The organism is Pseudoxanthomonas koreensis (genome assembly GCF_010093225.1).
GTDB classification, from domain to species: domain Bacteria; phylum Pseudomonadota; class Gammaproteobacteria; order Xanthomonadales; family Xanthomonadaceae; genus Pseudoxanthomonas; species Pseudoxanthomonas koreensis.
Map to the genome: position 1 here is coordinate 1 of NZ_PDWM01000001.1, position 12318 is coordinate 12318.

Here is a 12318-nt window from a genome sequence, read left to right on the forward strand (position 1 = left end):
GTCGTGGGGATTGCAGGCCCGCATGCGGGGATCACGGCGCGCAATGGAGGGGGGTGCGCATCGTAGCGCGTGCGGCCGCCTTCCCGAAGGTCCGATGGAGCCCCAGGCCCGCGCACGTAGTATTGGCGCCACCGGCATCGCCGGCATCCGAGCCTGTGACACGATGACCAGTCCAGATCATGCGCGGCCGCTGGCCGTGCCTCCGCTGATCCACCAGGGCAAGCGCGTCTCCGCCGCCGACGCGGTGCGGCTGGTCCGCGACGGCGACACCGTGGCTACCGGCGGCTTCGTCGGCATCGGCTTCCCGGAGAACCTGGCCGTCGCCCTGGAACAGCGCTTCCTCGACGAGGGCCACCCGCGCGACCTGACCCTGGTCTACGCCGCCGGCCAGGGCGACGGCCGCGGCCGCGGCCTCAACCACCTGGCCCACGAAGGCCTTGTTTCGCGCGTGATCGGCGGCCACTGGGGGCTGGTGCCGGGCCTGCAGAAGCTGGCGGTGGACAACCGCATCGAGGCCTGGAACCTGCCGCAGGGGGTGATCTCGCACCTGTTCCGCGACATCGCCGCCGGCAAGCCCGGCCAGGTCACGCGGGTGGGCCTGGGCACTTTCGTCGATCCGCGCCACGGCGGCGGCCGCCTCAACGCCCGCACCACCGAAGAACGGGTGAAGCTGCTGCAGATCGACGGCGAGGACTACCTCTACTACCCCACCTTCCCGGTCCACGTCGCCCTGGTCCGCGCCACCACCGCCGACCTGGACGGCAACCTGACCATGGAGCGCGAGGCGCTGACCCTGGAAGCGCTGTCGATCGCGATGGCCGCGCACAACAGCGGCGGCATCGTCATCGCCCAGGTCGAGCGCATCGCCGAGAACGGCAGCCTGCCGCCGCGCCAGGTCAAGATCCCCGGCACCCTGGTCGATGCGGTGGTGCTGGCCGAACGGCCCGAGTACCACCAGCAGACCTTCGCCGTGCCCTACGACCCGGCCTACTCGTCCGAACTGCGCGTGCCGGCGGCCAGCGTCGCGCCGATGTCGCCGGGCCCGCGCAAGACCATCGCCCGCCGCGCCGCGCAGGAACTGCGGCCCAACGACATCGTCAACCTCGGCATCGGCATGCCCGAGGGCGTGGCCGCGGTAGTGGCCGAGGAACGGATCACCGACCTGATCACCCTCACCACCGAGCCGGGCACCATCGGCGGCATTCCCGCCGGCGGCCTGAGCTTCGGCGCGGCGGTCAACGCCCAGGCAGTGATCGACCAGCCCTACCAGTTCGATTTCTACGACGGCGGCGGCCTGGACATCGCCGTGCTCGGCATGGCCCAGGTCGACGCCGAGGGCAACATCAACGTCAGCCGCTTCGGCACGCGCCTGGCCGGGGCCGGCGGCTTCATCAACATCAGCCAGAACGCGCGCCGGCTGGTGTTCGTCGGCAGCTTCCAGGCAGGCAGCGGCGAGGCGGCGGTGCGCAAGTTCGTGCAACAGGTCGAGCACCGCACCTTCTCCGCGCACGAGGCGCTGCGCCGCGGCCAGCCGGTGCTCTACGTCACCGAGCGCTGCGTGTTCGGGCTGCACGGGTCAGGGCTGGAACTGCTGGAGATCGCGCCGGGCATCGACCTGGAGCGCGACATCCTGGCGCACATGGACTTCCGCCCGCGCATCGCCGGCCACCTGCGGACGATGGACCCGGCGCTGTCGGGCGAAGAACCGCTGGGCCTGCGCGACCGCCTGCTGGAGCGCCCGCTGGCGCAGCGCTTCAGCCTGGATGCGCAGGCCGGCACGCTCTACATCGACTTCGAGCACATGACCATCCGCAGCCAGGCCGATATCGACGCCGTCCATCAGCAGGTGCAGGCCCTGGTCGCGCCGCTGGACCGCAGGGTGCACGCCATCGTCAACTACGACCACTTCCGCCTGCCCGACGACCTGGAAGACGAATGGGTGGACATGGTCCACGACCTGGTCCAGCACCATTACACCCGGGTGACGCGCTACAGCGCGACCGGATTCCTGCGCGCCCGGCTGGACGGGGAGTGACCACCCGTAGAGCGGGGCTTGCCCCGCAGCCCTCCGTCACGTTGCGTCTCCGCGCAAAGCAGCCGGGCAAGCCCGGCTCTACGGGGGCCAGCTATTTTCCGAGTTCGTACAGGTACTCCACGAACGACATCACCGCGCCGTCGTAGCCCTGCACCGCCGGGTTCTCCGATTCGATCAGGTAGTACTCGTCCGGCGCGTGCGCGCCGCCGCCATGGCCCAGGCCGAAGTGGCCGGCGGCCAGCGACAGCGGCGCATCGGTGAAGACGAAGCCCGGGTACGAGCCGGCGTTGCGCGGCCACATCAGCGGCGTGATGCCGCGGCGTTCCAGCACCGCGCGCTGGGCCTGGATCAGCGGCGCGCCGGCGTCGGTCTGGGTGCTGTCGTAACCGCCGCTGACGTTGACCTCGATGTCGCCGTAGCCGCGCTTCTCCAGGTGCGCCTTGAGCGCGGCGACCGCATCGTCCTTCTTCATCCCCGGCACCAGGCGGAAGTCCATCTTGGCCACCGCGCGACCGGGCAGCACGGTCTTGCCGCCGGGGCCGGTGTAGCCGGCGACCAGGCCCTCGATGTTCACCGTCGGCTGCGACACCAGCCGCTCGTTGGCCTTCTGCCAGGACAGGTCGTCGATCCAGTGCGGCACGCCCAGCTGCTCCTTGACTTTCTCCTCGCTGCGCACACTGGTGGCGGCGGCGATCATCACCCGGTGCTCGGTGCCCAGCGGCGGCGCCTTCGGGTAGCCATCGATGGTGATGGTGTTGCCATCGTCAGAGACCAGCGTGCCCAGCGCCTTCACCAGCCGCCAGGCCGGGCTGTCGACCATGGCCTTGAGCGAGGAATGCACGTCCTTCTCCGGCCCCCTGCCCCACTTCTCGCCACTGGCGACCAGCTCCAGCTCGATCACACCCTTGGCGCCGAGGGAAATGGTCACGTTGCCGTCGGAGTCCTGCGCGGCGTAGGGCATGAACACGCCGACCGTGTCGCGCAGCGCCTCCTCCACCTCCGGCCGGTGCACCAGCTGGCCGATGTGCGGCGAACCGATCTCCTCCTCGCCCTCGGCCACCAGCACCAGGTTCACCGGCAGCTGCTGCCCGGATTCGCGGATCGCGTGCAGCGCGCCGAGGAACGCCGCCTGCGGCCCCTTCTGGTTCACTGCGCCGCGCCCCATCAGCACCTTGCCCAGGCCGGGCCGCTCGACCAGCCGCGACTCCAGCGGCGGCGAGGACCACTCGGCCGGATCGAACTGCTTCACGTCGTACATGAAGTACAGGCCGACCGTCTTCTCCGCGCCCGCATCGAGGATGGCGAACACGCCGGGCTTGCCGTCGGTGTCGAGGATCTCGACCTGCTGGAAACCGGCGTCGCGCGCCAGCCTGGCCATGTACCTGGCGCCTTCGCGCGAGTTGAGGTCCTCGGCGGCGATGGAAGGCAGCGCGATCCAGTCGCGCAACCGCCTCAGCGAAACGTCGTGCTGGGCGGCCACGGTGCGTTCGATCGCGGCCAGGTCGGGCCCGGCCGCCGGCTCGGTCGTCGGCTCCTCCGCCGGCGCCAGCACCGGCAGGGTGAGCAGTGCCAGGCCGAGCAGCGCCAGGCGGGGCTTCAGCAGGCCGCGCGTTGCAGGGAGCGGACCGGCGGGAACCGCACGGCGGCGGGAGGGAACGGACAGGTCCATGCGATCGCTCCGGCTCGGATGATGGCCGATGCTAACCGGTCGCGGCGGTGCCGGCACCGCTGCCACCGCGGCCGCGCGCCGCAGGCAGTACGCCTACCCGGCCACCTGTGCGGCCTGTTCCTCCCGGCCGCTGCGCTCCAGGTAGCGCGCCGCCTCGTCCCCGTATGCCTCGTAGCCCGGCGCCAGGTGCGGCAGCAGCAACCGCAGCCAGGCACGGCTGACCCGGCGCGTATCGCGCGGGCAGACCATGGCCCGCGCCGCGGTCAGGTCGCCGACGGCGACCATGCCGGCGAACCCGTCCGGATCGGTGCCATAGATCAGGCACTGCAGGTTGAAGAAGCGCTGCTCGGCCAGCGCGTGCTCGTCGGCATAGGCCTGCAGGTTGTAGGCACCGGTGCTGTCCGACAGCATCCAGTTGGCGGCCAGGCCGAGGTTGCCGGTTACCTCCTCCGGCGTCTCGTCCAGCCCGGCGAAGCGCAGCATCAGGATCCCCGCCAGCTGGTCCACCGCGTCCTCCTGGCGGCCGGTGACCGGCAGGTCCAGCAGGTGCACCAGCGCATGCCCGGTCTCGTGCAGCACGATGAAACGCACGTTGGCGCGCACATAGCGCAGCGGATGGTCCTCGCCCAGCCCCAGCGCCTGCTGGTGCTCCACCCCGCGCTCGTAGAGCGTGCGCAGCGTCTCGTAGCACAGCACCACCTCGGCATCGCCGGGGCGGTAGAACGCACCGAACTCGCCGCACTCGGCGGTGACGAAACGCAGCCGCCGCGGCAGCGCGAACATGCCGTCGATCGCGTGCACCTCCGGCAGCTGCTGCCACAGGTCGGCGTCGCGCACGCGCCAGTAGATCTCCTGCAGGCCCGGCGAGACCGGCGGCGCGTAGGCGTACTCGAACGCAGGCACCGCCGGGTGCGCACGCGGCTGGCCCGCCGCAGGCCTGGGCTGGACCACCGAGCGCGGCATCGCGCGGTCGGCGGCTGCCGCGGGCCGCGATGCGGCGCCGGCGATGGTGGAGATGGCCGTTGCCAGCGCCAGCAGCAAGGCCGCGATAAAGGTCTTCGAAGTCATCCAGCCGTCGCTCAGGCCGCGATCCGCTCGATCCGCCGCACCGCCGCGCCCAGGGCACGGCGCGCCTGCTCCAGGTCGTAGTCGTTCTGAAGGCCCAGCCAGAAGCGCTCGCTGGTGCCCAGCGCCGCCGCCAGCCGCACGGCGGTGTCGGCGGTCACGCTGCGCTTGCCCAGCACGATCTCGTTGATCCGCCGCGGCGGCACGCCCATCGCCCGCGCCAGCGCGTTCTGGCTGATCGCCAGCGGCTGCAGGAATTCCTCCTGCAGGACTTCACCAGGGTGGATGTTGGGCAGGGTCTTCAATCGGCTCACGGCGCGACTATAACGCTGCGCGTCATGGGCTTCAAACCTTCGGACACGGCACCGCGCCGGCAAGACCAGCACCGGATGCATTCCGGCGAAACGCGTCAGTTTCCGGAAGCCCCCTGCGTGGCCGGTGCCGCCGGCCTGGCGGGCGGATCGCCCGAGGGATGGTCGACCACGTACAGCCAGCGTCCATCGATCTTCTTCTGCACATCGGTGAAGCGGCCAGTGCTGGAGAACTCGGCTCCGCCGGCCTTGTCGGCCATGCGGATGATGTAGGTACCCCATGCGGCGCGGGCATCGTCACCGAGCGGCCATATGCCCGCGCAGATGGCGTTCCCGACAGCAGGCACACTGGACGGCGACCGCTGCCGGGCGCACCAGGTCCCCGGTTCAGGCAAGCCGGCGCTCCAGATCGCATAGTCCTCCGCTCGCGCCCCAGCGGTAATCCCCAAGGAGAAACCCCATGAAGATCGTGACCAGCCTCAGCTTCCGCGGCCAATGCCGCGAGGCGTTCGAGTTCTATGCCAAGGTGCTTGGCGGCAAGATCACCGCGGCCTTTCCCTACAGCGGGGCGCCGGTCGACATGCCCGTGGGCGAGCAGTACAAGGACTGGCTGATGCATGCCTGGCTCGAGGTCGGCGACCAGGCGCTGATCGGCGCCGACATGGACGTGGACTGGGCCCCGGGCGTCGACAAGCCCAAGAGCGGCTTCGACATCAGCCTCCACACCAACGACGTGGAGGAAGCCCGGCGCTGGTACGAGCAACTGTCCGAAGGCGGAAAGCAGGTCATGCCCTTCGGCCAGACGTTCTGGTCGCCGGGCTACGGCAACCTGATCGACCGCTTCGGCGTGCCGTGGATGGTGAACACCAACCCGCCTGCCGACGCGAATTAACCGGGCGAAGGGTCCACGGCGCCCTACCCCGAAATCTCCCGCACCGCACGCACCGCGCGCTCGACCTCGTCGGCGGTGTTGACCAGGCTTGGCGCCAGCCGCGCCCAGGTGATCGCGTAGGGACTGGTGCTGGCGATGATCCTGCGCGCCAGCAACTGCTTCACCACCTCCGCCGGCGCCACGCCGTCCACCTCGAACGCGACCAGCCCCGCCGACAGCGCGGCGGACATCGGCGTGTGCAGCTTCACCTTCGGGTTGGCCGCCAGCCCGGCCTTGCACTGGTCGTTGAGCTCGCGGATGCGTGCGGCCACCCGTGCGCGCCCCATCTGCCGGTGCATGCGGAACGCCGCGGCGACCGCCCACTGGTGCTCGTAGGCGTGGAAGCCCCCGGGGCTCATGCGGTCGGCGGTGGTGGGCGTGGCCGGCGGCACCTGCTGTTCCCAGGCGAGGTACTGGTCGAGGTCGGTGAAGCTGGGGATCAGCGGCCGCAGGCGCGCCCAGTTCTCTGCGTTGGCCCACACCAGCCCGGTACCGCGCGGCGCGAACATCCACTTGTGGGTGCCGGCGCAGAAGTAGTCGCAGCCCAGCGTCACGACGGTCTCGTCGGTGGAGCCCAGGCCGTGGACGCCGTCCACCACCAGCAGCAGCGGCGGCCCGGGGCGCGCACGCAGCGCCGCAGCAATCTCGCGGATGGGCAGGCGGATGCCGCTGCTGGAATGCACCCAGGTCAGCCCCACCACCCGCGTGCGCGGGCCGATGCCCTTGAGCAGCGCGTCGATGATCGACTCGGTGGTGGCCGTCGCCGACTCCGCGAACAGCGGGATCATGCGCATGCCCGCGCCGGCGCGGTCCACGGCCAGCCGGATCGACTCATGGTGCGAGTAGTGGTCGTGGGTGGTGCACAGCACCTCGTCGCCGGCCTGCAGCGGCAGCCCCTGGTACACCAGCGCCAGGCCGGTGGTGGTGTTGCCGGTCAGGCACACGTCCTGCGGCCGCGCGCCCAGGTAGTCGGCGACCTCGGCCTGCACCTGCACGTGCAGGTTGTCCGCCCCTTCGGAGAACATGCCGTGCTCGACGGTAACGAAGGGATTGTGGTCGATCGCACGCCGGTAGCCTTCGATCGCCGCGCGCACCGGCGCCGGATGGCTGGCGATGAAGAAGCTGGCGAAGTGCATCCACTCCGGATCCAGCACGAACTGGGCACGGACCGCGTCCCAGGTGGAGAGGTCCGCCATGGGCGGGGTCTGCGCTTCCAGCGCGGCCAGCAGGCCGCCTGGCAACAGGGCGGCGGACAGGGCGGCCGGGGCCGCGAGCAAGCGGCGTCGGGTGATGTGCATGGGCCAACTCGCGTCATGGCCCGGTGGGGCCGATGGTGGGTCAACGTGGGGAGCGGCTGGGGGCGGTCAGGTAATGCCCGTCTCCGCTGCTGAGACAAAGCCAGGACAACGTGCGCTGGCCACCCGCCGGAATAGCGCTATGACCAAGAAAACCCATCCCAAGCCAGTCCCGCTCCATGCCTTGGAGTACCTCTATCGCGACGCCGCCAACTGGAAGACGCATGGTTTGGTCCTGCTGCAAGGCCCCTGCCCGCCTACGATGCAGGCCCAGATTGTCGATTCCCTCGATAGCGGGCTCTACTTCGTTGCCGAACAGGTCAAGCTTCCGGCACTGCAGCGTCGCCATAACGCCGAGTACGGCGGCGCTGATGAGGATCTAGACCACGCCTTCCATGAGTTCTTCGAATTGCGGCCGGCGACTGACGACGACCTCAAAAGCGCGACACAGACGGTTTCCGCGGAGGAGGTCGGAAAACTATTTTCGATGGCAAAGCGGCGGTGGGACTGCAGGCTGTCACCGTACTGCTAAGACGGCAGATAAGGCCCAAGCCCACCACCACGAACACACCCTGCCCACCTGCCTGCTCACGGGGTAACCTGGTACTCGGGGAGCCCGGCCACGGAGCAGCCTCCGGCGCTGCCGTCCGAGTCCGAGGGGAGATTGGGAATGATGAACGTGTTGAAGCGATTCAGGATGGGCCAGCTCTACCGCTACCCAAAACCCGCTCAGATCGATACTTCTGAGGTGGATGGCCTGCCGAACTTCTATTACATCGTCTCCAACCCCGGGTCGCCAAGCCTGCAGCTCGAACGGGGCATCAACGCGCCCAGCCCGACTCGGGCGCCCGATGGCGAGCGCCTGGCCGTCATTTTGTTGTCGAGCAATGAACATAAGCTCGGTTCGGCCGAGAATCCATGGCATGACACCCTCTCTCCCGACGAGGGCTTCGCTCGTTATTTCGGCGACAACAAGACGCCCGATGTCGATCCCGGCCTTGCTCCCGGTAACCGGACCCTTCTAAAGCAATTCGAACTCCACACCTCAGCAGACAAGACCAAGCGCGCCTCGGCGGCCCCCATCCTTCTTTTCAGTTCGCCGCGCAAAGGAATCAAGGAGTTCGCGGGCCTTGCCCTCATCGTTGGCGCGCATCGGGTCACCCAATACTCGGAAAAGAACGGTGGGTTCTTCACCAACTACCTCTTCGATCTGGCCGTCCTCTCGCTCACCGAGGAAGACGAGAGCCTAGCGATGATGTGGATCAAAGACCGCCGCGACGCCAGCCTCGATGCCGTCGCCGCCAACGCCATGGCGCCGAAGGCTTGGCTGCAGTGGATCAAATACGGCAGCCCGGAGATCGAGCGCATTCGTCGCCGAGTCTCGCGACACCACATCTTGCCCAGGAAGGGACAAGTGGCACCGGCCGGTTCGGAGAACAGCAAAACACTGGAAACGATCTACAAATTCTACGAACCACGGCGGCATCGGTTCGAAGCCTTGGCCAGCTTGGCCTGCGAATCCATGATCCGCGGTACCGGCGCGAGTTATCACCGTGGCTGGCTGACCCGTGGGACCGGCGATGGCGGCCTGGACTTCGTCGGCCGCATCGACATCGGCGAAGGCTTGTCCCGGACCAAGCTCGTGGTCTTGGGACAGGCCAAATGCGAAAAGATCGATGCCCCCACCGGAGGCGTTCATATCGCCCGAACGGTCGCTCGACTGCGTCGTGGCTGGGTCGGTGCCTACGTCACCACATCGTTCTTTTCCGAGGCGGTGCAACGCGAGGTGTTCGAGGATCAATACCCGGTGCTTCTACTGAATGGTGCCGGCCTCGCCAATGAAGTCACCAAGCTCAAGCTGGCATCGGGATTCAACAGCGTGGACAAGTTCCTCGAACACATCGATGCGGACTACGAATCCCAGGTAAGTAGCCGGAGACCAGAAGAAGTGCTCTGGGACTGAGGCCGCCGGACGAGTGCAATGTTGGTAACGGACTCCACCTTGGCACGGCGAAAGTGGACCTAACCCGGTTCGCACATATCGACCCACCCCTACCGGCCACCGCGCTCGCAAAACTTCAACTAATTTTAGGACCACTCCGAGAAAACGCAGATCGACTAATAGTTGAGGCATGGATTTCAAAATATGCCCCGCAGCCGCAATCAGGGAGCGCGCGCTGCCCGGAACCATTCGCCCTCGTTAGTAGACCTAAAAAACTAGCTCGACCGCAAAGCGCTTGCGTGCGCACATATCATCGGCGGCGGCAAAGCATTACCAATCATCAGCGCTATAGCTTCTTTTCCATGACTTTTCAGAAACCTGTACTCAACAGGAAATCCCTGAAGAACAGCTGCCTCACGCAGCGAGATGGCCCTATCTTCGAATGGGTGAACAAATCGACCCTTTGATGGATTGTGGCAACCACTTGTGATCGTAGGCGCAGGTTTATCCCATTGCATCCGCCCATAGACATCACCGAACCCATTTATGCGCCTGTGGCACGGCAACGTAAGCTCATCCGGAATATCTGACCTACTCCCCCCATTCTTGGGTACAGCACGGATTATCCTCATTGCACCCTCGGAGTGATTAACTCTAAGAAGATGAAGATCATCATCCATTGGGACCTGCGATAGCGCATCGCCCACGGTGAGACGAGTCGAACATCTATCTGGCTTGATGGGATCGCGATCGAGAGATCCGAGCAAGATCAATCTCTTTCGGCGTTGGGGAACGCCGTAGTCGGATGCATCAACCACCTCCTCAACCAACCGGTAGCCCACTTTCACAAGCCCCGCCTTCAGTGTCACCCAGATGCTTTGCCGCCTAAGCCCTGGAACATTCTCGAGGAGAAGATTCTTTGGCCGAAGAATTTGCGCGAACTCCAAGAAGGCGAGCGCCAGGTCATTACGGGGATCGCTATTTCCACGCGCACCATTCTTCGTCCGAATCCTAGAAAAACCTTGACACGGCGGACAACCCGCCAAGAGGCCAAGTTCACCGGGCTTCAATCCAAGGCTCTCGCCCATATCGGCTGCAGACACACTCCTGATGTCATCAGAGAAAAGGCGGACGTCAGGATGATTCAAGCGATAAGTCTCAGAAGCTCGCCGATCGATCTCAATCGCCGCAAGCACCTTGAAGCCGGCCATCTTCAATCCGAGTGATAACCCCCCACACCCGGAGAACAGATCAATTGCAGTCAAGTGGTCGTTACGCATGCGAAGCTCGCCACACACCGACGAAATAAGAAAGCGCGTCAACCACCTTCGTCACGTCTTCGCACCCGGACGCATGCTTGGATAGTTCGTATCCAGCGATCTCAATTACCTGGCCTGCATTTGCATGCGGAACGTCACCCTCAATTTTCTCGTAAAGAACACTTTTTGCCTTAGCGGAACTACCGTCCAAATACTGAACTAGATCCGGGAAAGCAGCACGTATAACAATCTCCTCAGGAACACTCCCGGGAAGAAACCTCACCCTCTCATCAACCCATTTGACGTAATTTTTCTGAGAAGAAATCTTCTTGTCTGCTAAGGCAGGATCCTTTCCGCCGCCAAGGTACAGTGATGGCTCGGTGCCTATGCATGCCTTGATCAGATCACCTAAATCTGATTCATCAGCAGGCGCGAGCGCGGAAATATCCGGCAACGGACAACCGAATGCATGGTCGCCGTCCAGCAGGACAAATGTGTCATCCCGGGCGACCATCGCCGATGGAACGTAGTGACCAAGAATCATAGGAGCACCGCCCGGCACTACAACGGCCTCTATGATATCCCGCTCGCCTTCAGGTAGTCGACGCTTCGCCACATCCACAACCTTACGCGCCAACTCATCCTCGACTATTACGCGGATGCGGCCAGGCGACTTTGAACCAAGGCGATTGAAGGCGACTAAAGCAGAGGAACTATTGGCAACGGTAACCCGCCCATTCGGGGTCTCCTCAAGAACCTTGATTGCCGGATCGGGCAAATCCCAAAGAAACTCACCTGAATGAGTCGATATAACGACCTGCATCTTCTTTTCAGCTATGCAATGCAGCAGGAACTGCAGGAACCTCCGCTGCGCCCCCGGATGAAGCGACGTCTCTGGCTCATCAAGCAAAACCAAAGCATGGTTATCAGCCGACAACAGCTTGATGACAGAACTGACAACCGCGACCTCACCACTTCCGGCGAATGCCTCGGAATACTTAAGTGTGGGCCGCTCGAATAGCACACTAATATCTTGACCACGATAACCTGGATACAACGTATGCCGCACGATAGTTGCAGATGAGTACTGGTGCCCCAAAATGTGCCTTACCCACTTAATCTCTTCTGCGTCGAGTTTTCGATTCTCAAAAACCCGCTCTCGATTCCAAAGCGGATAGCTCTTGTGCCCCGCATCGATCACAAGTTTCAGCCGGCGAGCTTCTCGTAGCATCGCCGCATGCTTTTCCTCTTTTGTTTGGCCGGTTTCGAAGTAAAAAAAACGGTCAAACGCGCTGATTTCTGCTTTGAAGTTGATGTGTACTACTGACCGATCAACAGGCAGCCATCGATCAGAAGCGGCTCCGCCAGCAGGAGCCGCCGGTAGCGGCGCCATGTCGTCGCCGAGAACAATCTTCGTCGGCTCCCAGTAATCCAACTTACTTCCAGACCGAACTCGTGCTTTTCGTGTTTCTACGAAACCACCCACATGATAATTCCAGTGCGAGTAGATGAACCTTGATACCCCACCCTTGCCCTCCACGATAGGGTCGAGCTCAGTCGAAAACCAGAAATCGCGAATAGAATACTTATCGGGAGCGCCATACAGCGCATGAAGGACGGAGCTCTTTCCGCTGCCATTCGGCCCAACGAGCACTGTCAAAGGAAAGTCGAATTCGATCTTCGTGCCGGGCTCGATATTCTTAAAATTTGGAAATCGGATTGATCCGATGTACCCCTTAAGGGGCGCACCAGGCTTGAATCCACCGATTGTCTTCAGTAAGACACCGATACTTTTCATCAATCCTCGGATT

At 64.6% G+C, this 12318-nt stretch carries 11 protein-coding genes; 4 read left to right on the plus strand and 7 right to left on the minus strand.

From position 1 onward, the window contains the following. Window positions 1–163: 163 nt before the first annotated feature. Window positions 164–2035, plus strand: coding sequence for an acyl CoA:acetate/3-ketoacid CoA transferase (locus CSC64_RS00005; protein WP_162433276.1), 1872 nt, complete (start codon window positions 164–166; stop codon window positions 2033–2035). A gap of 91 nt (window positions 2036–2126) precedes the next feature. Here CSC64_RS00005 and CSC64_RS00010 read toward each other — a convergent pair whose 3' ends face one another. The 4 genes from CSC64_RS00010 to CSC64_RS00025 all read right to left on the minus strand — a co-directional run bounded on the left by CSC64_RS00010 (window position 2127) and on the right by CSC64_RS00025 (window position 5340). Next, a complete protein-coding gene (locus CSC64_RS00010) occupies window positions 2127–3704 on the minus strand; it encodes a M20/M25/M40 family metallo-hydrolase (protein ID WP_162433277.1) in 1578 nt (525 codons plus the stop codon). 93 nt (window positions 3705–3797) lie between these two features. After that, complete coding sequence (locus CSC64_RS00015; protein WP_238389684.1) at window positions 3798–4772, minus strand: DUF4344 domain-containing metallopeptidase; 975 nt, start codon at window positions 4770–4772, stop codon at window positions 3798–3800. An 11-nt stretch (window positions 4773–4783) separates the two neighbouring features. Beyond that, entirely contained in the window at window positions 4784–5074 is a 291-nt protein-coding gene (locus CSC64_RS00020; protein ID WP_162433440.1) for a HigA family addiction module antitoxin, read from the minus strand. Between the two features lie 104 nt (window positions 5075–5178). Then, complete coding sequence (locus CSC64_RS00025; protein WP_162433278.1) at window positions 5179–5340, minus strand: Cif family virulence factor; 162 nt, start codon at window positions 5338–5340, stop codon at window positions 5179–5181. 200 nt (window positions 5341–5540) lie between these two features. On the opposite strand from CSC64_RS00025, the gene CSC64_RS00030 reads away from it, so the two are divergent. Then, the gene (locus CSC64_RS00030; RefSeq protein ID WP_162433279.1) at window positions 5541–5972 is read left to right on the plus strand and encodes a VOC family protein; all 432 of its coding nucleotides are present in this window, start codon (window positions 5541–5543) and stop codon (window positions 5970–5972) included. Window positions 5973–5995: 23 nt separating this feature from the next. On the opposite strand, the gene CSC64_RS00035 is transcribed toward CSC64_RS00030, so the two are convergent. Beyond that, window positions 5996–7309 (minus strand): aminotransferase class V-fold PLP-dependent enzyme, encoded by a 1314-nt coding sequence (locus CSC64_RS00035; RefSeq protein ID WP_202922288.1) that lies wholly within the window; start codon window positions 7307–7309, stop codon window positions 5996–5998. 139 nt (window positions 7310–7448) lie between these two features. Here CSC64_RS00035 and CSC64_RS00040 point away from each other — a divergent pair, with 139 nt between their 5' ends. Continuing rightward, the gene (locus tag CSC64_RS00040) at window positions 7449–7838 is read left to right on the plus strand and encodes a hypothetical protein (protein WP_162433280.1); all 390 of its coding nucleotides are present in this window, start codon (window positions 7449–7451) and stop codon (window positions 7836–7838) included. A gap of 141 nt (window positions 7839–7979) precedes the next feature. After that, window positions 7980–9269 (plus strand): restriction endonuclease, encoded by a 1290-nt coding sequence (locus tag CSC64_RS00045; protein ID WP_238389685.1) that lies wholly within the window; start codon window positions 7980–7982, stop codon window positions 9267–9269. 254 nt (window positions 9270–9523) lie between these two features. Here CSC64_RS00045 and CSC64_RS00050 read toward each other — a convergent pair whose 3' ends face one another. Both CSC64_RS00050 and CSC64_RS00055 read right to left on the minus strand, forming a co-directional pair. Continuing rightward, the gene (locus CSC64_RS00050) at window positions 9524–10528 is read right to left on the minus strand and encodes a DNA cytosine methyltransferase (RefSeq protein WP_162433281.1); all 1005 of its coding nucleotides are present in this window, start codon (window positions 10526–10528) and stop codon (window positions 9524–9526) included. After that, complete coding sequence (locus tag CSC64_RS00055) at window positions 10521–12305, minus strand: ATP-dependent nuclease (RefSeq protein WP_162433282.1); 1785 nt, start codon at window positions 12303–12305, stop codon at window positions 10521–10523. Before CSC64_RS00055 ends, CSC64_RS00050 begins: the two co-directional genes overlap by 8 nt. Window positions 12306–12318 lie beyond the last annotated feature (13 nt).